This window comes from Bradyrhizobium sp. S3.7.6 (genome assembly GCF_054061875.1).
Genome location: NZ_JBSSEQ010000001.1, coordinates 4,465,501 through 4,487,017 on the forward strand (window position 1 = coordinate 4,465,501; position 21,517 = coordinate 4,487,017).

Genomic DNA, 21,517 nt, shown 5'->3' on the forward strand with positions numbered 1-21,517 from the left:
AACCGGGCGGCATGGGAAAACGATTGATTCCGCCGGAGGAACCGGCCGAAATTCACGAGGTGCCGCTGCGTGAGGCGCTGGAAGAGCGCTATCTCGCCTATGCGCTCTCCACCATCATGCACCGTGCGCTGCCGGATGCGCGCGACGGTCTGAAGCCGGTGCACCGGCGCATCCTCTACGGCATGCGCTTGCTCCGGCTCGACCCCGGCACGGCGTTCAAGAAATCCGCCAAGATCGTCGGCGACGTGATGGGCTCGTTCCATCCGCATGGCGACCAGGCGATCTATGACGCCATGGTACGCCTCGCGCAGGATTTCTCCTCGCGCTACCCGCTGGTCGACGGCCAAGGCAATTTTGGCAATATCGACGGCGATAACCCGGCTGCCTATCGCTACACCGAAGCGCGCATGACCGACGTCGCGCGGCTTCTGCTCGAGGGCATCGACGAGGACGGCGTCGAGTTCCGGCCCAACTACGACGGCCAGTCGAAAGAGCCGGTCGTGCTGCCCGGCGGCTTTCCGAACCTGCTTGCCAACGGCGCGCAAGGCATCGCGGTCGGCATGGCGACCTCGATCCCGCCGCACAACGCGGCCGAGCTCTGCGACGCCGCGCTGCACCTGATCGAGAAGCCCGACGCGAAATCCAAGGCGTTGCTGAAGTGGGTGAAGGGCCCGGATTTCCCGACCGGCGGCATCTGCGTCGATTCCAAGCAGGCGATCGCTGAAGCCTATGCGACCGGTCGCGGCTCGTTCCGTGTTCGCGCTCGATGGGAGCAGGAAGAGGGTACGCGCGGCACCTGGGTCGTCGTCGTCACCGAGATCCCCTTCCTGGTGCAGAAGTCGCGCCTGATCGAGAAGGTCGCCGAGCTGCTGGACCAGAAGAAGCTGCCGCTGGTCGGCGACATCAGGGACGAGTCGGCCGAAGACGTCCGCATCGTGATCGAGCCGAAGTCGAAGAACGTCGATCCCGCCCTGATGATGGAATCGTTGTTCCGGCTGACCGAGCTCGAAAACAAGATTCCGCTGAACCTCAACGTGCTGATCAAGGGCCGCATCCCCAAGGTCGTGGGGCTCGCGGAGTGCTTGCGCGAATGGCTCGACCATCTGCGCGACGTCCTGATCCGCCGGACCAACTTCCGCAAGACGCAGATCGAGCACCGGCTCGAAGTTCTGGGCGGTTTGTTGATCGCGTACTTGAACCTCGATGAGGTGATCAGGATCATCCGCACCGTGGACGAGCCGAAGCCGGCGCTGATCAAGGCGTTCAAGCTCACCGAGGTGCAGGCCGAAGCCATCCTCAACATGCGCCTGCGCAGCTTGCGCAAGCTCGAGGAAATGGAGATCCGCACCGAGGACAAGAACCTCCGCGCCGAGCTCAAGGGCATCAACGCGGTGCTCGCCTCGGAGCCGGAGCAGTGGAAGAAGGTCGGCGAGCAGGTCGGCAAGGTCCGCGACATGTTTGGACCGAAGACGCCCCTCGGCAAGCGTCGCACCACCTTTGCGGATGCGCCCGAGCACGACCTCGCCGCAATGGAAGAAGCCCTCGTCGAGCGCGAGCCGGTGACGGTCGTGGTCTCCGAAAAGGGCTGGATCCGCACCATGAAGGGCCATGTCGAGGATCTCTCGGGGCTGGCCTTCAAGCAGGACGACAAGCTCGGTTTTGCCTTCTTTGCGGAGACGACCTCGAAGCTGCTGCTGTTCGCCACCAACGGCAAATTCTACTCGCTCGATGTCGCAAAGCTTCCGGGCGGTCGCGGTCACGGCGAGCCGATCCGTCTGTTCATCGACCTCGAGCAGGAGGCCGCTCCCGTTGCGCTGTTCGTCAACAAGGGCGGGCGTAAATTCCTGGTCGCGAGCCACGAGGGCCAGGGCTTCGTCGTCAACGAAGACGATTGCGTCGGCACGACCAAGAAGGGCAAGCAGGTCCTCAACGTCGACATGCCGAACGAGGCGCGCACGGTCACCGAGGTGATCGGGGACACAGTCGCGGTCATCGGCGAGAACCGCAAGATGCTGATCTTCCCGCTCGACCAGGTGCCGGAGATGGCCCGCGGTCGCGGCGTGCGCCTGCAGAAGTACAAGGACGGCGGCTTGTCCGATGTCGCCGTGTTCGAGGCCAAGGCGGGCCTGACCTGGAAGGACTCCGCCGGCCGCGAATTCTCCGCGACCATGAAGGAGCTCGCTGAGTGGCAAGGTACCCGTGCGGATGCCGGCCGCATGCCGCCGAAGGGTTTCCCGAAGTCGAACAAGTTCGGCAAGGTGATCGGCTAGGGCGGCTCACGCCACAACAACGGTGTCATGCCCCGGCTTGACCGGGGCATCCAGTACGCCGGGGCTTCTCGGTTCAATTACTGACGTCACAGAGTACTGGATCGCCCGCCTTCGCGGGCGATGAGAGCGAGAGAGTGGCGCGCATCTGTCTCCCCACCGTCATTGCGAGCGCAGCGAAGCAATCCAGACTGCCGCCGTGGAAAGACTCTGGATTGCTTCGCTGCGCTCGCAATGACGAGATGCGATAGCGCCGCTCTCCAACTCAAAAGTGCGCATCCCGCAAACGCGTGGCAGATAACCACGAGAGCATACGTGGGGGCACGAACATTGCTTTTTCCTAGTGACTGCGAACGTTTCAGTCAAAAGGCAAAAATACACCAATGTTCAAACTGAAGGCTTTCATCCCCGCGCTGTTCGGCCTCGCGCTGGTCGCGGCGCCCGCGCATGCGGCGGGCAATCTCGTTGCGGTGCTCGAGGCGGAGATCGTCACGCTCGATCCGCATTTTTCCACGGCCTACATTTCGCGCACGTTTGGCTACATGGTGTTCGACACGCTCTTTGCGAAAGACTCCAAGGGCGACATCAAGCCGCAGATGGTGCAGGACTGGAAAGTCTCATCCGACGGATTGACCTATACGTTTGCGCTGCGCGACGGCCTGAAATGGCATGACGGCCAGCCGGTCACGGCGGCCGATTGCGTGGCGTCGCTGCGCCGCTGGGGCACCCGCAGCGCGCTCGGCCGTCGGATCTTCGCGATCACGGCCTCGCTCGAGCCGACGGATGCGAAAACCTTCGTGCTGACGCTGAAGGAGCCGTCCGGCCTCGTGATCGATGCGCTCGGCAATCCCGTCAGCCCGGTCGCTTTCATGATGCCCGAGCGCATCGCGAAAACACCCGGCGACCAGCGCATCACGGAGATCATCGGCTCCGGCCCGTTCGTCTACAGCAAGGCCGATCACCGCACCGGCGATCGCATGATCCTGAAGAAATTCGCCGACTATGTGCCGCGCCCCGAGCCCGCCGATTTCCTCGCCGGCGGCAAGCGCGTCGGCATCGACACGCTCGAGATCCGCGTCATCCCTGATGGTGCGACCGCCGCGTCCGCGCTGCAGGCGGGCGAGGTCGACTTCATGCAATATGCGCCGTTCGATCTGTTGCCGCAGCTGGAAAAGAATTCCCGCGTCAAGCTGGTCAATTTCACCGGCGGCAACATGTTCGCCGGCGCCTACCGTCTCAACGCCGCATCGAAGCCGTTTGATGATCCGGAAATTCGCCGCGTGCTGTGGAAGCTGGTCGACCAGCGCGAGGTGCTGGATGCGCTCGGGCTCGATGCCAAATACGCCGCTCCCTGCGCGACGTTCTTCACCTGCGGCACCACCTATGAGAGCAAGGCCGGCACGGAAGCGGCCGCAAAGACGTCGATTGAAGCCGCGAAAGCCGCGTTGAAGGCGACCAAATATGCCGGCGAGCCCGTGGTCGTCATGGAAGCCAACGACCTCGAAGCCCCGCGTGTCTCGGCGCAGGTGCTGGCCGAGCGGCTGAAGCAGGCCGGGTTCAACGTCGATCTCCAGGTGATGGACTGGGCGAGCGTGCTGGCGCGCCGCGCCAAGAAAGAGGGCTGGAGCGTCTATGGCGTTCACGCCGGCGGTTTTGACCTGGGCTCGCCGCTGACCAACGTCATGGTCGCCTTCAACTGCGCCGACTTCACCGGCTGGCAATGCGATGCGCGCATCACGCCGCTGATGGAAGCCTTCGCCAAGGCGCCCGCCGAGGAGGATCGCAAGAAGATCGCCGGCGAGATTCAGAGCGTCATGTACGATCAGGCGCCCGCGATCCCGTGGGGCCAGTTCGCGCAGCCGGCGGCCTATCGCGCCACCCTGCGTGGTCTGATACCGTCCGCCATCCCGGTGTTCTGGAACGTTGAGAAGTAACGCGATGTACGATGTCATTGTTGTCGGCGGCGGCTCCGCCGGCGCCGCTGTTGCGGCACGGTTGTCCGAAGATCCCGCACGGCGTGTCCTGCTGATCGAGGCGGGGCTGGACTGGCGCGCCGACGAGGCGCCCTGGGAGGTGATGACGCCAAATCCCATCCCGATCATCCACAAGCGCGAGTACCAGGAGAAATGGCAATGGCCCGATCTCCTGACGCGCCGGGTGGCTGGACAGGAGCCGCGCTTCTACTGGCGCGGCAAGGGGCTTGGCGGCTCATCGATGATGAACGGCCAGATTGCCATCCGCGGCGTCGCCGACGCGTTCGACGAATGGGCCGCCGGCGGCTGCACCGGCTGGTCGGCCAAGGACGTGATGCCGCTGTTCTCGGTGATCGAGGATGATTTGGAATTTGGTGACGCCCCCGGCCATGGACGCGGCGGACCGCTGCCGGTCTATCGCGCTCCGCCCGAGAAGTGGGGCCCGATCGATCGCGGCCTGCGCGATGCGGCGCTGGCGAGCGGCTATCCCTGGTGCGCCGACCTCAACGGTCCTGATGGCGAGGGCGTCGCCTGCTATCCCATCAACAGCCGCGACAGCCGCCGCATCACGACCAACGAGGGCTACCTCGAGCCGGCGCGCGGCCGTGCCAATCTCGAGATTCGCGGGCATGCGCTGGTCGATCGCGTGCTGATCAGCGACGGCCGGGCGACCGGCCTTCGTGTTCACATCGAAGGGCAGGGCACCCACGAGATCAGCGCGCGCCAGATCGTGCTCTGGCGCCGGCGCCATCCACAGTCCGGCGATCCTGCTGCGTTCAGGCGTCGGACCGGCGGATGAGCTGAAGGCGATGGGGATCGCGGTCGAGCGCGATCTGCCGGTCGGCCGCCACTTCTTCGATCACCCGCTGTTTCGCGCCACGATCCAGCTCCACGAAAACCTGCGGCCGACCGATCCGGACACCCGCCACACCAATTGCTGCGTGACCTATTCCTCCGGCCTCGCCGATGGCGGCAAGCGCGACATGATCCTGATCGCGTTCAACCACCGCGGCATCGGCGTGCCCGGGGCGATCGGCGCCGGCCTGTTCAACGCCTATTCGCGCGGCACGCTCAAGCTGGCTTCGACCGACCCCGCGATCGATCCCATCGTCGAAGAGAACATGCTGGCCGATCCCCGCGACATGCTGCGGATGAAGGATGCGGTGAAACGACTGGCCGTGATCACCTCCCAGCCGGCGCTTTCAGGTATTGCCGACTGGATCAGGCTGACCGACACCGATCTGACGCTTCCGCAAGCTGCGGCCTTGCCGGATCGCGAGCTCGATGCGCTGCTGCTGCGAGAGACAGGAGACATCCAGCATGCCGCAGGCAGTTGCCGCATGACCGGCGTCAACGACGCCGATGGTGTGGTAAACCCCGATGGCTCCGTGAAAGGCATTTCAGGCCTGCGCGTCGCAGACGCATCGATCATGCCGTCCGATTGCCGCGCCAACACCCACTTCACGACGGTGGTGATCGGCGAGGCGATTGCGCGGATGCTGATGCGTTAGCGCTAGAAGTGATAGTTCACGCCTGCGGTCACTGCGTGAATGCGATCCTTCAGGCTGAAGATGTTGACGGTCGTGCCGGCCCCGTTGCTCAGGAACGCGCTGTGGTCGCCGAAGTCGTAATAGTCGTATTCGAAAACCGCAGACCAATGCGGCGCGAACGCCCAGTCGACGCCGGTGCCGGCGGTCCAGCCGGTTCGGGTGCTGGCTCCGCTGGGATTGACGGGGACGCCGCCAGCGGGCGTGAAGGCCTCGTCAAGCTTTTCACGCGTCCAGGCGCCGCCGCCCCGGACGAACACCAGCCAGCGATCAGCGAACGCGTAGCCGAGCCGCGCGGTAGCCGAGGCCAGGAAGTCGTTGCTCATCGTGAACTGGCTGGGGACGACGACGCCGGTCACGAGGTTTCTGACGGTGCCGGCGTGCGAGTTGCGGAGGCTGCTCCAGGCCGCGCGGCCTTCGGCACCCACGACCCATCTGGTCGCGAATTGATAGTCGCAGCCGACCTGTCCGCCCCCAACGAAGCCTGTTGAACTGAAGGAGACAGAGTTTCCAAGCGAGTTGGTGGTTCGGTCGTCGCTGACGACACCGCCGACGTGTGCGCCGACATAGCAACCGGTCCAGGTGAAGGGGATGGGCGCGAGGGGAGGTGCCTTCACCGCCAGATCAGCCGCCAAGGCCGCGCTGGAAAATCCCACTGCCAAAAGCCCGCCCACCCAAGCGACCGCGAAACGCCCCATGTCAGTCCCCATTCCCGCCTGCGACAACTTGGCACATGTCTGCCAGAAATGCCGCTGCTCGGGAAAGTGCAATTCGCATGATGTGCACAATTTGGGGTAGAGCCGTGGCGCAAATGTCACGCTCGGATCCGATGCACGCGGCGAGCATGACGGCTCGTTGACGTCGATGCTGATTTTACCTGGTGCCATCGAAGGTGAACCACTTCACAGCGGTCACAGCGGGGTCGTGCTAGCATTCGACAGCGCTGGCTGACCCAGCACCATGGCCGGAGTTCGGCTCAAATTACGCCATGCCCGATAAGCGCTGGCGGTTCGCATTTTCAGACGCTGTTCCCGCAATGAAGGGAGGTCTGGCAATGAGCGACACTCCAAAACCCGTGCCCGCCGACGAGTCGGCTCAGGCGGACCTTGCAGATTCTGAAGCTCCGGCGCCCGCATCCGGATTCGCCAAACGGCTGGAATCGTTCTTCGAGGTGATTCCATTTCTTGGCGGCGTTTTCATCGTGGTCCTCAGCGTGGAGCCGCTCCGCAATTTCATCTGGGACTCACGCCAGGTGATCATCCCGATCGTGGTGTTCGCCGCTGTCGTCATCCCGACGATCTTGCTGATGCCGATCGGGCAGCGATGGCTGAGAGAGAGCAAGGCGTCCACACGTGCGGGACTCTTCATATTCTTCATGCTGGTGTTGGTGTCGATCGTGGCCATTGTTGCCTCGCTCGGCAAATTCTACCAGTACACGGTGCTGCGCGGCGTGTTCCTGGCCGTGGTGTGCCTGCTGCCCGGCGCAATGTGGTATCTCTTCGTCGGAACGCGCAAGGCGAGCCTGCTGAACGAATACCTGGTCAATCTCGATCGTCTGGGGCTGTTGCGCCAGGTGCGGAACGAGGATGCGGCGATCCGGGGACGTCGCGTTCAGGGGTATCTTCAGAAGTTCGAAGCCATCTATGGCGAGCTTGCGCCGAACGTCTATGCGGATGTGCTGAGCGGCCGTCTCGGCAAATATTCAAGGGCGGATACCGGCGGCGTGACGACACTCTCGACTGCGACGGTCCCGGTCTTGCTCGCCACGGTGCTGATTTCGCTCGGCTGGTTTGTCACGCTGCCGCCGTATCAGGCCGACGTTGTCTTCACCGTGAGTCCGGGCGTGCAGGCACTGACGCCGTCGGGCACGCCGGTCCAGCTCGCGTTCCTCGGCGCCTATTTCTTCTCGCTCCAGATGCTGTTTCGCCGCTACGTCCTGGAGGATCTCGGTGGCAGCGCCTATGTCGCGGTGTCGCTGCGCATCATTCTGGCCGTCATCGGGATCTGGACCTTCACGGCTGTGTCTAGCGCGAACGACCATCTGCTTCTGCTCGCCGGCTTCGTCTTCGGCGTATTCCCGCGCGTGCTCTGGCAGGTCGTGGAGCAGATGTTCAAGAAGGCGGCGGGCCTCATCTTGCCGAGCATGGTCTCGCAATTGCCGATCAGCGATCTCGATGGTCTCACCGTCTGGCACGAGGTCAGGCTCGAGGAGGAGGACATCGAGAACGTCCCGAATATGGCGACTGCCGACATCGTCGAGCTCCTGCTCAACACGCGCCTTCCGCCGGAGCGGATCATCGACTGGACCGACCAGGCCATCCTCTACACGCAGCTTGGGCCGCAGCCCAAGCCGAAGGAAGGAGGCAGCGCACGCGAAAAGCTACGCACGCACGGTATCCGCACGGCGAGCTCGCTGCTGTGGGCTTCGTGGCAGGCGCGACTCCAGGGAAGGTCCGAGGAGTTCGATCGGATTTTGCAGGGGGCCGATGGCGCCAGCGCGATGCCGGCGCTGGAGGACTCGCTCCGCACCAATTCGAATCTCGATCTGATCGAGCAGTGGCGCGGCACCTGCGATGCCGCGCAGCGTCCCTCGGCGCAGCCGGGCGCGGAGCAACCGTCGCGCCTGCTTGAGCCGCGCGACGGAGAGTTCGACCCCGGTCGTGCGGCTGCCGCGGCCTAGATCAGGCCCACCAGCCTTAGCACCACGCCCGCGGCGCAGCTGCCGGCGAGCACGGTGAGCATGCCGAGCTTGAAGCGGAAGATCGCGGTCGCGGCCGCGATCGACAGCAGCAGCGCCGGGACGTCAACGCTCGTCAGCACCGGCCTGTCGAAGGACAGCGGGAAGGCGTGCACCGGCACGGTCTCGCGGAACAGCGTGTGCAGCGCGAACCAGATCGAGAGGTTAAGGATCACGCCGACGACGGCGGCGGTGATCGCGCTGAGTGCGCCGGCGAGGCCCGTGTTGCCGCGCAGGCGCTCGATGTAGGGGGCGCCGACGAAGATCCAGAGGAAGCAGGGGGTGAACGTGACCCAGGTCGCAAGCAGTCCGCCGAGCGTCGCTGCAAGCATTGGCGACAGGCCGCTTGGATCGCGATAGGCGGCCATGAAGCCAACGAACTGAAGCACCATGATCAACGGCCCTGGGGTGGTCTCGGCCATGCCGAGACCGTCGAGCATCTCGTGCGGCTTCAGCCAGTGATAATGCTCGACCGCCTGCTGGGCGACATAGGCCAGCACCGCATAAGCGCCGCCGAAAGTGACCAGCGCCATCTTCGAGAAGAACAGCGCGATCTGGCTGAACACGCTGGCTTGACCAAGAATCAAAAGCAGCGCGATCACCGGCACCAGCCAGAGCGCGAGCCATAGCGCACCGACGCGGATCGCGCGCGCGGTGTTGGGGCGCACATGCTCGGGAACGGCTTCGCCGAGCATGCTGTCGATCACGGCGGTGCTGCCGCCGGGGCCGTGAGCCGCCGGGGCAAACTCCGGGCGGCCGGCCCGCGCGCCGACATATCCGATCACGCCGGCGGCGATGATGATGATCGGGAAGGGGACCGCGAAGAAGAAGATCGCGACGAAGGCGATTGCGGCGAGCGCAATCATGATGCGGTTCTTCAGCGCGCGCTTGCCGACGCGCACCACGGCTTCGAGGACGATGGTCAGCACGGCCGCCTTCAGCCCGAAGAACAGCGCCTCGACGAAGCTGACATTGCCGAAAGCCGCGTAGATGTAGCTGAGGCCCATGATGGCGATGATGCCGGGCAGGATGAAGAGCCCGCCCGCCATCAGCCCGCCGGCGGTGCGATGCATCAGCCAGCCGACATAGGTAGCCAGCTGCTGCGCCTCCGGTCCGGGCAGGAGCATGCAGTAGTTCAGCGCATGCAGGAATCGGCCTTCGGAGATCCAGTTCTTCTCCTCGACCAGGATGCGATGCATGACCGCGATCTGGCCCGCGGGGCCGCCAAAGCTCAGGCAGGCGACGCGGAGCCAGACGCGGAAGGCTTCACCGAAGCTGATGCCGTGACCGGCATCAGCCCCCGTTTGATTGGCGCGGGTGTCCATCACGCCTTCACCTTGTTGGTCGGCCAGTTGTGGGTCTCGGCCGTAGCGTCGCGGCACCAGCGGTAGAAGGCGTCGTAGAGCGTCATGCCCGCTTCGAGCTGTTCAAGATCGTCGTCGTACATCCGCGACAGCCCGAGCGAGGCCGCGAGCAGGCCGGGGGCTTCCGGTGCGAGGTCGGGCCGCGCGGTGTCGGCGCCGCGCACCAGCGTGGCGAGCCGCAGCAGCGGTGGCGTGGCAATTCCGAATTCCTCGATCATCACGTCGAAGGTGCAGAGCTCGCCGCGGTGGCTCCAGAACACGTTCTCGATGTCGAACGGCGCCGCGTTGAAACGCTCGCCCACGGCGACCACTTCAGAGGGCGCGACGAACAGGAACACCGCGTTGGGATCGACGAAGCGGCGGATCAGCCAGGGGCAGGCGATGCGGTCGACCTTCGGCCGGGCCCGCGTCACCCAGACGGTGCGTCCCTTGGCGTCGCGCGCCGGCAGTTTTGCAGCATCGACCAGCGGCAGCTTTGCGTTCTTCCAGCCCTCGAAACCGCCTTCCAGCGTCTCGGCCTGCACGCCGAGCTGGCGCAGCCAGGCGGCCGTGCCCTGCGCGAGCTTTTCGCCGCGCAGGCAGGCGACGATGGCGGAGCGGCCGGAAAATTCGCCGCCCCAGTCCGGAACGTTGTTGTGGCTGAACTTGATCGAGCCGGGGATCAGTCGCGGGTCGGCGGCGAAATCCTCGTCCGTGCGCACGTCGATCAGGGCAGGGGCGTTCGCCGTGCCGATCAGCCGTGCCAATTTGTCAGCAGATATCGTTGTGTAGGAAGACATGATGCGCCCTCGTAAAGACAAACGGGACGCGATACTTGGGCTTGTCGCCTCGTGGGGAGATCGCTCAATCCCCATGAGCGTCATTACAACGAAACCGCGCCGGGCTGTCAATCGGCTCGTTGACTTGATTTTGCCCGGACATTCCGCAGGTCTATATTGCGGGTCAACGGACCGGACCTTTCGGAGACTTTTCGATGCATTCCCATTCGACCGAGCAATGGACCCATGACCACGCCTTTCTGGGCGAGAGGCACGACGAGAACGAGCGGCGCACCTGGCTCGTGGTCGTCCTGACCCTGGTCATGATGGTCGGCGAGATCGTTGCCGGCTCGCTGTTCGGCTCGATGGCGCTTTTGGCCGACGGCTGGCACATGGGCACGCATGCGGCCGCGCTTGGCATTGCAGCCTTTGCCTACCGCTTCGCGCGCCGGCATCTGGGGAATGCGCATTTCACCTTCGGCACGGGCAAGTTCGGCGATCTCGCCGCCTTCTCCAGCGCGATCATCCTGGGCCTCATCGCGGTCGAGATCGCCTATGAGAGTGTGCTGCGGCTGTTCACGCCGGTGCCGATCGTCTATGGCGAGGCGATCGCGGTCGCCGCCCTCGGCCTCTGCGTCAATCTCGTCAGCGCGTGGCTGCTGCGTGACAGCCATGATCACCATCATCACGGCCATGACCACGGCCATGACTACGGCCTTGGGCATGCGCATGATGATCACGACGATCACGGTCATCACCACCATCATCACGACAACAATCTTCGTGCGGCCTATGTCCACGTCATGGCCGATGCGGCGACCTCGGTGCTGGCGATCGCAGCGCTGGTGGTCGCGATGTATTCGGGATGGGTCTGGGCCGATCCGGCCGTCGGCCTGATCGGCAGCGCCGTGATCGCGAGCTGGGCGTTCGGCCTGGTCAAGTCATCAGGCGCGGTGCTGCTCGACGTGCGCGCCGACGAGAAGCTCGAACGCACCATCCGCGCCCGCATGGAGGTCGGAGAGGACCGCGTCACCGACCTGCATCTCTGGCAGGTCGGGCCCGGCCATTGCGCCGTGCTGGTCTCCGTGGTGTCGGACAAGCCGAAGCAGCCGGCCGTCTACAAGAAGCGGCTCGCCGGGCTGAAGGGCCTGAGCCACGTCACGGTCGAGGTCGAGATCTGCCCGCATTGATGTGATCTGCCGAAACGGAATTCGGCGGCGCGGCCGGGGTTGATCCTCGGTCGCAGCCATACACGGCTCTGCAAGAGGGACCAAGGATGATGCCCAGGATCAAGTTTGCTCTCGCCGTTGCAGCACTGGCTCTGTCCGGCCACGCGGCCGTTGCGCAGTCCGAGAAATCGGGCGTCGAAAAGCTCTACGTCCTCAATTGCGGGGAGGGCACCGCCGGGGACATCTCGCGCTGGACGCCCGGCCTGAACGAGGGCAAGTCGATGGATTTCGTCGACAGCTGCTATCTCATCAAGCACAGCAGCAAGGGCTGGTTCCTGTGGGACACCGGCATCGCCGATGCCGTCGCCGCCATGCCGAATGGCCTTGTCCCCGCCGATCCCAAGGCCGTCACCTGGCGCCGGCCGAAGACGTTGGCCGCCCAGCTCGAACAGCTCGGCCTCAAGCCGGATGACGTCAAGGCGATGGCGGTGTCGCATACGCATCCCGACCACACCGGCAATGTCGAGCTGTTCCCGCAGGCCATGCTCTACGTGCAGAAGGCCGAATATGACTGGCCCGGCGCCAACAACGAACCGCGCTTCAAGCCCTCGCATCCGGTCGAGTTGCTCGCGGGTGACAAGGACGTATTCGGCGACGGCAGCGTGACCATCCTGTCGACGCCCGGCCACACGCCGGGACACCAGTCTCTGCTGGTGAAACTGCCGAAAACCGGCGCGGTGGTGCTGTCGGGCGACGCCGTCCACTTCAAGGACAATTGGGATAACCGCCGCGTCCCCAGCATGAACGCCAACAAGGACCAGAGCGCGGCGTCGATGCAGAAGATCGCGGACACGCTCGTCAAGGAGAAGGCGCAGCTCTGGATCAACCACGACAAGGCCCAGCGCGACAGCCAGAAGATGGCGCCTGAGTTTTACGACTAACGTTTGCGCCGAGGCTGCTGCCATGACGCTGGCAGCAGCAGCGTGTTACGGCCCCGGAGAGCTCCGCGACAGGAGATGATCGTGGGAGAGTGGGCCGGGGTTGCGATCGCGCTGGCGTCGAGCAGCCTCGGCGGCACCGCCGCGGCGATCACCCGCTATCTCGTCGTCGGCGCCGATCCGGTTCTGCTCGCGATCCTGCGCTGGGGGATCGGCTTTCTCTGCCTGTTGCCTTGCGCGCTGCTGCTCGGCGTGCGCTGGCCGCAGCGGCCCGACTGGCCGGCGGTGGCGCTGCTCGGCATCTGCTTCTTCGGCCTGTTCTTCATCCTCTACAATATCGCGGTGTCCTACACGACCGCGGCGCGCGCCAGTCTCGCGCTGGCGACGCTGCCGCTCCACACCATGGTGGTCGGTGCGATCCTCGGCGTCGAGCGGCTGACGGCGCGCAAGATGATTGGCGTCGGCATCGCCGTGCTCGGTGTGACGGCCGCGCTGGCAGCGGGGCTCGCCCAGAGCCCGCCCGGCGCATGGCGCGGCGAACTGATCATGACCGGTGCCGTGTTCTGCATGGCGTTCTACAACGTGCTGTCGCGCCCGCTGATGCAGCGCTCCAGCGCATTGGGTTTTCTCACCGTCGGCATGGGCGCGGGCGCCGCCGTGCTGGTGCTGGCGGGACTCGTGAAGGGCAGCTTTGCGGCGCTCGATCACTTCACGACGGCGCAATGGATTGCCGGCATCTATCTCGGCGCCGGCGGCGGCGCGCTCGCCTTCATCCTCTGGGTGATGGCGCTGGCGCGGGCGACGCCGACCCGCGTTGCCAATACCATGACGGTCAATCCGATTGCCGCGACCTTGCTGGCGGCGCTGCTCATCGGCGAGCCGATCACCGCAAACCTTCTGATCGGGCTAGTTGCTGTGTTCGCCGGCATCTGGATCGCGACCAGCCAGGCGAAGCCGGCCTAGTTGCGCGGTGCCGTGACCGGGGGCGGGCTGGCGTCCGGTGTCTTCTTCGGCTTGAGCGTGCCGGCGTAGAACGAGAGCAGCCAGACCAGGATGATGGCGAGGAGATAGACGCCCCAGGCCTGTGGCGGCGTGGTTGCCCAGCGCAGCAGGCCTTTGAAGGTGCGGGGCGGGCTGTTGTCTTCGCTCATGGCCCGCTTGTGCGCGAAAGGGGCTGCGCGGTCAATCCGGGCGCCGTTCGGCGCGGATCAGGAACAGCGCGGCCAGCGCCGAGAGGCTGAGCGCGGAGGAGACGATCAGCACCTTGGCGCCCATGACGTCGATGAGCAGGCCGAAGGCCAGCGGCGCCACCGCCTGCGCCATCCGTGCCGGCGCGCCGATGATGCCGAGGCGGTAGCCGAAATCCTTCGGGCCGAAGATTGACAGCGGCAGCGTGCCGCGCGCGATCGTGAGAATGCCGTTGCCCGAGCCGTGGAGCAGCGCAAACGCGGTTGCGGCAGGCGCGCCGAAGATGGCGAGGACGGCGGCGCCGAGGGGGTGGGTGACGCAGGCAAGGCGCGTCGACCACAGCGGATGGAAGCGGCTCAGGAAACCCGCTTCGAGAATGCGCGCGGCCACCTGTGCCGGGCCGATCAGCGCGCCGGCGGCGATGGCCTCGACATGCGTCGCGCCCATGGCCTCCAGCAGGCGCGGGAAATGGACGGCCATTGCGCCGGTGACGGTCCAGACCGCCGCGAACACGAAGGCGAGCAGCACCATGGTGCGGTCGAGCGGCAGATGCGGCTTCTCGGCCGTCGCCGCGGCCTGCTTGGCGCCCTTGATCGCCGGCAGCATGAAGAAGTTCAGGGGCAGGCCGATCAGGATGTTGGCGGCCGCCCAGGCGAAACAGGTCTCGCGCCATCCGATATGGGACAGGCCCCAGGCGGTGAGGGGCCAGCCGACGGTGGAGGCGAAGCCTGCCATCAGCGTGATGCCGGTGATCGGCCTGCGCGCCTCGGTGCCGTAGATGCGGCTGAGCGCGGCGAAGGCGGCGTCATAGAGCCCCATCGCCATGCCGATGCCGAGCACGAGCCAGGCGAACGCCATCACCGCCAATGAGTGCGAGAGGCCGAGCAGGGCGAGACCCGCGGCCATCGTCAGGTTCGAGACCGACAGCACCTGCCGGCCCCCGAACAGATCGATCTGCCGCCCGATGCGCGGGCCGAGCATCGCCGAGATCACGAGTGAGGCCGAGAACGCGCCAAAGATCCAGTTGGAGGAGACGCCGAGGTCGCGCGCCATGGGATCGGCGAGCAGCGCCGGCAGGTAGTAGCTGGAAGCCCAGGCCAGGGTCTGCGTGGTGCCGAGCGCCAGGATGATTGGAAGCTGGCGCTGGCTCATCTCGGTGCGATTCTGGTCTCGGTGTGCGGCGGTGTCATCGGTTGCATTTGCGGCCCGCGGCGAGAGTGCGTCAACAGCGTCCGCGACATATTCGATCTGCTGCGGACGGGAGCCTTGGTTGCGCACGGTTCGCGCGTGGCCTTTCGCTCGTCACGAATGCACGCCATAATGGCGCATGCAATTGACCTCGCGCCTCGCGCTGATGAACTGGCTGACCGGCCAAGGGCTGACGGGCCTGCCCGAAAACGAGCTGCTCCGCGGCTTCTGCGAGCGCTGCCGCGCCGAAGGGCTGGAACTCTCGCGCGGGCTCGTCGTGATCGACACGCTGCATCCGATCTATGAGGGCCGCGGCTTCCGCTGGAGCGACCGTCCCAGCAACGAGAGCGACGCATTCGAATACGGCTCGACTGCCGAGGGCGACGCGGCCAAGAGCTGGCGCCGCTCGGTGTTCTTCCACATGCTCGAGCACGGCAACGACGAGATGGTGATTGATCTCGCCGATGCGCCCTCAATGGATTTCTCACAGATCGGCGAGCTCGCGGAAAAAGGCCACAAGCACTATCTCGCCTTCGTGCATCGCTTCGGCGAGAACGGCGCGCTCGGCCTGATGGATTGCCTCTATTCCTGCTGGACCACGCGCCGCGACAGCGGCTTCTCCGAACCCGAGCTCGAAGCTCTGCGCGATCTCGTGCCGGTGCTGGGGCTCGCGATCAAGTCGGCGCAGCAGGTCGACATCGCGCGAACCCTCGGCCGCGTCTATCTCGGCCGCGATGCCTCCGCGCAGGTGCTGGGCGGGCGCATCACACGCGGCGTCACCGAGCGCATCAATGCCGTGCTGTGGTATTCGGATTTGCGCGGCGCGACCGGGATCAGCGAGAGCATCGGCCCCGACGAGATCATCCCGTTCCTCAACGACTATGCCCAGGCCGTGATCGACGCGATCCACGATGCCGGCGGCGACGTCCTGAAGCTGATCGGCGATGGCGTGCTCGCGATGTTCTGGGGGGAGGACATGTCGGACGCGCGGCGCGCTGCGCTACGCGCCGAGCATCTGTTCCGCAAGAACGTCGCTGCGCTGAACAAGCGGCGGGAGGCCGATGGCCGTCCCACGACGTCGGCCTATATCGGCCTGCATGTCGGCGAGGTCTTTTACGGCAATATCGGCAGCGCGGACCGGCTCGACTTCACCGTCGTCGGCCCCACCGTCAACGAGGTCAGTCGCATCGCCTCGATGAGCCGCTCGGTCGACCGCGAGCTGCTGGCCTCGGCCGAGTTCTACAAGGGCCTGGACGCCACCGGCCGTCGCTACCTCGTCTCCACCGGACGCTACGCGCTGCGCGGCATCGGCCGCGCGCAGGACCTCTACACGCTCGATCCCGAGGTCGATACGAGCGAGCCGGTGACCGGGAGCTACGAGCGGTATCTGGCGAATTAGCGGCGGATCGCAGGGGCCGAGACATTGGGCGTCTTCGTTCGATCCTTGGCGGGCCATTGTTCGGAAAGCGGCGGCATCGAAGTCTCCTTGCCGGTCATGCGCTCAATGGCGACGGCGTAGACGGTGATGATGTCGAGCCGCGGGAAGAACCCCTTCGGTCGCGTCGTATCCGGCTTGCCGTATTTGGCCATCAACGTTTCGCAGAATCGCTGCTTGATGCCCGTGTCGCCCACGACCCTGATGCGGCCGAACAGGCATATGCTTCGATAGGCGAGACCGGAATCGCATTCGAACCGGCCATAGTCGAAGACACCTTCGTGCTCATCGATCTCGATGCAGACGCGGGGATCTCGCTCGATGTTTGCGCGCAGATGTCCCCGGGCGGCTGTCGTGTGCAGATACACCTCACCGTCGAGCCAGAGATAGAGGAGCGGGATACAGTAGGGAAAGCCGTCCTCGCTGACTGTCGCAAGATGGCCAGCATATCCGCGTGCCAGCATCTCCAGGATCCGCTCCTGCGACATGGTGCGGTCCTCGCGACGGATTTGCGGTGAACTCATGGTGCAAGACGCTCCGCGCCGCCATCCGAATGAGCGGACATTTCAGGTTTCCTTGTTATCCGAAACAGGATAGAAAAATAGTGGTCTTGAGCAAAGGTCCACTTGGTCCTCTTGCGGCATACCACTTCTCGACGTGCGGCTCACCCTGTCGGACGAGGACCCGTGAAGAGCAGGCAGAGCTGGGCAGAACTCTATTCCTTCAGCGTCGACCGCACGGCGGAGGCGCCGGTATTCCGCCAAATCTATCTCGAACTACGATCGGCAATTCTGTCCGGAGCGCTTCGTCCGGCGGCCAAGTTGCCCTCGACGCGCGACCTTGCGGCGCAGCTCGGTGTCTCGCGTACCGCAGTTGTTTCGGCTTTCGAGCAGCTGCTAGCCGAAGGTTATGCCTTCGGCAGGAAGGGGGCGGGGACTTACGTTGCGTCCGATCTGCCTGAACCGTTTGCCGCGCCTCATGGCCGCAAGACGCGGGCGGCACCGGCCGCGGCAGGCGCGGCCTCCTTTCACGGCCTCGGCGATTTCGTCGATGTGACGACGCAGAATGACGGGCGTCCCTTCAACCTGGGTCGCACGCTGTTGGATGCACGTAGCGCCGAATTGTGGCGCAAGCTCACTGCGCGCACGCTGCGATCGTTTGAGCGACATCATCTCGGCTATGGCGATCCGCGTGGCTTGCTGGAGCTGCGCAAGTCGGTTTGCGACTACCTTCGGGCTGCACGCGGCGTGCGCTGCGAGGTCGACCAGATCGTGATCACCGCCGGCACGCAGCAAGCCGTGGACATCGTCGCACGTGTCATGCCCGGGCCGGACAAGGAGGTCTGGATCGAAGACCCCGGCTATACCCTGACCCGTCTTACGCTCGCTGCGTCAGGCGCGAAGGTTTGCGCCATCCCGGTTGACCAGCACGGCGTCAACGTCACGGAAGGGATCCGCCGCGCCCCGAAGGCGCGCGCAGTTTTCATAACGGCCTCGCACCAGTTTCCGACAGGCGTTCCCCTGTCGATGGCGCGCCGCCTCGAACTTCTCGCCTGGGCCCGCGAGTCCGGCGCCTGGATCATCGAGGACGATTACGCCAGCGAATTCCGCTACGGCGGCCGTCCCCTCGCTTCGCTCCAGGGCCTGGATGAGGCCGGCCGTGTCATTTACGTCGGAACTCTCAACAAGGCGCTCTTCCCCGGACTGCGGCTTGGCTACGCCGTGCTACCACACCCGCTGGTGCGGAATTTCGTTACCGCGCGCTATCTGATCGACCGTCAACCGTCGAGCCTCTGCCAGTCCGTTGCTGCGGCCTTCATGGAAGAGGGGCATTTCGCAGCCCACATCCGCAGAATGCGGGAAGTGTACCGCCGCCAGCGCGATACCCTCGTTGCGGCACTGAGGCGGCGCCTGGGCGACCATTTGTCGGTCGAGCCGCCGGACCAGGGCATGCACCTGGTTGCCTACACGCGACGGGGACTGTCCGACGTGAAGATCGAGCGGGCCGCTCGCGACCACGGCGTCACCGTTCGCGCGATGAGCCGCCACTATATCGAGGCGCCGGCGCAGTCGGCGCTGATGCTTGGCTTTAGCGGCTACCCGCAGCAGACCATTGCGCCGGCGGTTGCCCGACTGGCGCGGGCCATCGCCGCTGGTTGCGTACCGGACTAGCACCGCGCCGGCACTTCGTCCCCTACCATGGCCGGCTGCCGGTCCAGCGTCACTGCAGGCGACAGCCAGATCACCAGCGCCTGCACGCCGAACACGGCGGCTGCGAGATAGAGGCACGCTTCCGCGCTCCAGAGGCCGCCGACAATCGCGCCCAGCGCCGAGCCGAGCGGGCGGGCGCCGTAGCTCATGATGTTGATGGCGGAGACGCGTCCGAGCAGGCGCGGCGGCGTCACGGACTGCCGCAGGGTCGTGGTCGAAATCACCCACAGGATCGGCCCGACGCCGAGCAGGAAGAAGCTCAAGGCCGCGAGCCAGGGCGAGGGGACCAGCACCGTCAGCGCCATCACCACGGCGGCGACGAAACCCGTGACCGGGCCAAGGCCGACCACCGTGCCGAAGGCGATGCGCTTCATCACGCGCGTGGCGAACAGCGCGCCGATCACCATGCCGATTCCGTACATCGTCAGCACGGTGCCGACGCCTGCGGCGGTCAGGCCGAGATGGCGCACCGCATAGGGCACGAACACGGCGATCTGGAGGAACCAGCCGGTGTTGAAGATGAACTGGGTGATGAACACCGGCCGCAGCAGCGGATGGTGGAACACGAAGGCCGCGCCCTCGCGGATGTCCTGGAACGGATGGCGCCGCGGCGAGGGCGTACGGGTGGGCTCGTAGATGCCGGAGAGCAGCACGACGGCGATGGCCGAGAGCGCCGCGGCAAAGCCGAAGGCCGGGCTCGCACCCCACCAGCCGACCAGCGCACCGCCGAGCGCAGGCCCGCTCGCAAAGGCGATGGTGCGGGCGAGCTCGATGCGGGCATTTGCCGACGGCAACAGCTCCGCGCTCACCAGCGAGGGCACCAGGGCCGGCGCCGCCACGCTGTAGACGACCGTGCCGCATACGGCGGCAAAGCCGAGCAGAGCCAGCAGCGGCAAATTGAGCGCGCCCAGTGTGAGCAGCAGCACGATGGCCGCCAGCGCGACCGCGCGCAGCGCTTCGGCACCCGCCATCAGCGAGCGGCGGGAGATGCGGTCGGCGAGCAGGCCGGCCGGAATGGCGAACAGGACAAAGGGCAGGGTGAGGGCGGTCTGGAGCAGACCGGTCTGGCCTTCCGCAACACCCAGCGTGAGCACGGCGACGATCGGGGCCGCGGCCAGCGCGATCTGCTCGGCCGATTGCGCCGCCAGGTTGGACCATGCGAGGCGGTTGAAGGTGTCGGGGAGGCGAAGGGGGTTTGACATGGCGCATTTCCTGCAAAGTCGTGTTGGCGCCAGTATCCGCCCCCGAGGACGGCCAAACCCACCCGCTTCCCGACAGGGCGGCGGATAACCGCCGCGTCGGGACCTCACCGGCTAGATGCAGTTGCAAATGAGTTGCAATAAGCTTCGACTTCGGTATTCTGCTGATATGGATGCCCGCTCCCCCGATTTGACCCAAGATGCCGCCGGCTGGCGCACTGATGCGCCTGCTACCAAGAGCCTCGCCGAGGTGAACGCCACGATCGCCATCCCCACGGCGGGGGTGTGGTGGCGGCGGTTGCTTGCCTTTGTCGGCCCCGGCTACCTGGTCTCGGTCGGCTACATGGACCCCGGCAACTGGGCGACCGACCTCGCCGGAGGGTCGAGGTTCGGCTACACGCTGCTTTCGGTCATCCTGCTCTCGAATTTGATGGCGATCCTGCTCCAGTCGCTGGCGGCGCGGCTCGGCATCGTCACCGACCGCGACCTCGCGCAGGCCTGCCGCGCGACCTATTCGCCGGCGGTGAACTTCCTGCTCTGGCTCGCCTGCGAGGCGGCGATCATCGCCTGCGATCTCGCCGAGGTCATCGGCACAGCGATTGCGCTCAAACTGCTGTTCGGCATTCCCCTGATCGGCGGCGCGCTGCTTGCCGCGCTCGATGCGTTCCTGCTGCTGCTCCTGATGAACCGCGGCTTTCGCTTCCTCGAAGCGTTCGTCATCGCGATGCTTGTCGTGATCGCGGTCTGCTTCGTGGTCCAGATCGTGGCCGCCGCGCCGCCGATGGCGGAAGTCCTGCACGGCTTCATGCCGAAGACCGAGATCTTCACCAACCCGGAAATGCTCTACATCGCGATCGGCATCATCGGCGCGACCGTGATGCCGCATAATCTCTATCTGCACTCGTCGATCGTGCAGACGCGTGCCTATGAGCGCAACGACACCGGCCGGCGCGAAGCGATCAAATGGGCGACGACGGATTCGACCATCGCCCTGATGCTGGCACTGTTCATCAATGCGGCGATCCTTGTCGTGGCAGCCGCGACCTTCCACAAGAGCGGCCATTCCGACGTCGCCGAAATCGGCCAGGCCTTCGAGCTGTTGTCGCCGCTGCTTGGCCTCGGTATCGCCTCGACGCTGTTTGCGATTGCGCTGCTCGCCTCGGGCCTGAACTCGACGGTGACGGCGACGCTTGCCGGCCAGATCGTGATGGAGGGTTTTCTCGACCTGCGTTTGCCGAGCTGGGCACGCCGCCTCTTGACGCGCGGCATTGCCATCGTTCCGGTGATCGTCGTCACCGCGATCTATGGCGAACGCGGCACGGCGGATCTGCTGGTGTTCAGCCAGGTCGTGCTCTCGATGCAGCTGCCCTTTGCGGTGATCCCGCTGGTCCGCTTCGTCTCGGATCGGCGCAAGATGGGGAAGTTCGCGATACCGCCATACGTCGCCGCGATCGCGTGGATCGTCGCGGGCGTGATCGTGGTTTTGAACGTGAAGTTGCTGGTGGATACACTGTTCGGGTGAGTGTTCGCCCAACACACCGCCG

The 21,517-nt window shown here is 65.4% G+C and carries 16 protein-coding genes and 1 pseudogene; 10 read left to right on the forward strand and 7 right to left on the reverse strand.

What is annotated here, in order from left to right; all coding sequences use genetic code 11:
* The first annotated feature begins 11 nt into the window (after nt 1-11).
* From parC to ACVJ5M_RS21535, 3 genes and pseudogenes are all read left to right on the forward strand, one after another.
* On the forward strand, nt 12-2,270 hold the full coding sequence (gene parC, locus ACVJ5M_RS21525) for a DNA topoisomerase IV subunit A (protein WP_354079203.1): 2,259 nt from the start codon (nt 12-14) through the stop codon (nt 2,268-2,270).
* Nucleotides 2,271-2,650: 380 nt separating this feature from the next.
* On the forward strand, nt 2,651-4,201 hold the full coding sequence (locus tag ACVJ5M_RS21530; protein WP_354079205.1) for an ABC transporter substrate-binding protein: 1,551 nt from the start codon (nt 2,651-2,653) through the stop codon (nt 4,199-4,201).
* 4 nt (nt 4,202-4,205) lie between these two features.
* A pseudogene (locus ACVJ5M_RS21535) lies at nt 4,206-5,751 on the forward strand (GMC family oxidoreductase).
* A 2-nt stretch (nt 5,752-5,753) separates the two neighbouring features.
* Here the strand turns inward: ACVJ5M_RS21535 and ACVJ5M_RS21540 are convergent.
* On the reverse strand, nt 5,754-6,485 hold the full coding sequence (locus ACVJ5M_RS21540) for an outer membrane protein (protein ID WP_354079209.1): 732 nt from the start codon (nt 6,483-6,485) through the stop codon (nt 5,754-5,756).
* A gap of 356 nt (nt 6,486-6,841) precedes the next feature.
* On the opposite strand from ACVJ5M_RS21540, the gene ACVJ5M_RS21545 reads away from it, so the two are divergent.
* Nucleotides 6,842-8,467 (forward strand): hypothetical protein, encoded by a 1,626-nt coding sequence (locus ACVJ5M_RS21545; protein WP_144030670.1) that lies wholly within the window; start codon nt 6,842-6,844, stop codon nt 8,465-8,467.
* On the opposite strand, the gene chrA is transcribed toward ACVJ5M_RS21545, so the two are convergent.
* A complete protein-coding gene (gene chrA / locus ACVJ5M_RS21550) occupies nt 8,464-9,849 on the reverse strand; it encodes a chromate efflux transporter (protein WP_354079322.1) in 1,386 nt (461 codons plus the stop codon). The two genes, ACVJ5M_RS21545 and chrA, sit on opposite strands and share 4 nt — an antisense overlap.
* Nucleotides 9,849-10,667, reverse strand: a complete 819-nt coding sequence (locus ACVJ5M_RS21555; RefSeq protein WP_354079211.1) for a chromate resistance protein ChrB domain-containing protein — start codon at nt 10,665-10,667, stop codon at nt 9,849-9,851. The genes chrA and ACVJ5M_RS21555 overlap by 1 nt, the downstream gene beginning before the upstream one ends.
* 194 nt (nt 10,668-10,861) lie before the next feature.
* Here ACVJ5M_RS21555 and dmeF point away from each other — a divergent pair, with 194 nt between their 5' ends.
* The 3 genes from dmeF to ACVJ5M_RS21570 all read left to right on the forward strand — a co-directional run bounded on the left by dmeF (nt 10,862) and on the right by ACVJ5M_RS21570 (nt 13,716).
* Nucleotides 10,862-11,836, forward strand: coding sequence for a CDF family Co(II)/Ni(II) efflux transporter DmeF (gene dmeF, locus ACVJ5M_RS21560; protein WP_354079213.1), 975 nt, complete (start codon nt 10,862-10,864; stop codon nt 11,834-11,836).
* Nucleotides 11,837-11,922: 86 nt separating this feature from the next.
* Entirely contained in the window at nt 11,923-12,756 is an 834-nt protein-coding gene (locus ACVJ5M_RS21565) for an N-acyl homoserine lactonase family protein (protein ID WP_354079215.1), read from the forward strand.
* 81 nt (nt 12,757-12,837) lie between these two features.
* Entirely contained in the window at nt 12,838-13,716 is an 879-nt protein-coding gene (locus tag ACVJ5M_RS21570; RefSeq protein ID WP_354079217.1) for a DMT family transporter, read from the forward strand.
* Here the strand turns inward: ACVJ5M_RS21570 and ACVJ5M_RS21575 are convergent.
* Nucleotides 13,713-13,904: a hypothetical protein gene (locus ACVJ5M_RS21575; protein ID WP_071913207.1), complete on the reverse strand. Its 192-nt coding sequence runs from the start codon at nt 13,902-13,904 to the stop codon at nt 13,713-13,715. The two genes, ACVJ5M_RS21570 and ACVJ5M_RS21575, sit on opposite strands and share 4 nt — an antisense overlap.
* A gap of 31 nt (nt 13,905-13,935) precedes the next feature.
* The gene (locus ACVJ5M_RS21580; protein ID WP_354079324.1) at nt 13,936-15,093 is read right to left on the reverse strand and encodes an MFS transporter; all 1,158 of its coding nucleotides are present in this window, start codon (nt 15,091-15,093) and stop codon (nt 13,936-13,938) included.
* A 175-nt stretch (nt 15,094-15,268) separates the two neighbouring features.
* On the opposite strand from ACVJ5M_RS21580, the gene ACVJ5M_RS21585 reads away from it, so the two are divergent.
* Nucleotides 15,269-16,528, forward strand: a complete 1,260-nt coding sequence (locus ACVJ5M_RS21585) for an adenylate/guanylate cyclase domain-containing protein (RefSeq protein WP_354079219.1) — start codon at nt 15,269-15,271, stop codon at nt 16,526-16,528.
* Here ACVJ5M_RS21585 and ACVJ5M_RS21590 read toward each other — a convergent pair.
* Nucleotides 16,525-17,088, reverse strand: a complete 564-nt coding sequence (locus ACVJ5M_RS21590; RefSeq protein WP_354079221.1) for a pyridoxamine 5'-phosphate oxidase family protein — start codon at nt 17,086-17,088, stop codon at nt 16,525-16,527. The two genes, ACVJ5M_RS21585 and ACVJ5M_RS21590, sit on opposite strands and share 4 nt — an antisense overlap.
* Before the next feature lie 162 nt (nt 17,089-17,250).
* Between ACVJ5M_RS21590 and pdxR the strand changes: the two genes are divergently transcribed.
* Nucleotides 17,251-18,735, forward strand: coding sequence for a MocR-like pyridoxine biosynthesis transcription factor PdxR (gene pdxR / locus ACVJ5M_RS21595; RefSeq protein WP_354098456.1), 1,485 nt, complete (start codon nt 17,251-17,253; stop codon nt 18,733-18,735).
* Here the strand turns inward: pdxR and ACVJ5M_RS21600 are convergent.
* Entirely contained in the window at nt 18,732-19,976 is a 1,245-nt protein-coding gene (locus ACVJ5M_RS21600; RefSeq protein ID WP_354098457.1) for an MFS transporter, read from the reverse strand. The genes pdxR and ACVJ5M_RS21600 overlap by 4 nt on opposite strands.
* Before the next feature lie 166 nt (nt 19,977-20,142).
* On the opposite strand from ACVJ5M_RS21600, the gene ACVJ5M_RS21605 reads away from it, so the two are divergent.
* Complete coding sequence (locus tag ACVJ5M_RS21605) at nt 20,143-21,495, forward strand: Nramp family divalent metal transporter (RefSeq protein ID WP_354100281.1); 1,353 nt, start codon at nt 20,143-20,145, stop codon at nt 21,493-21,495.
* Nucleotides 21,496-21,517 lie beyond the last annotated feature (22 nt).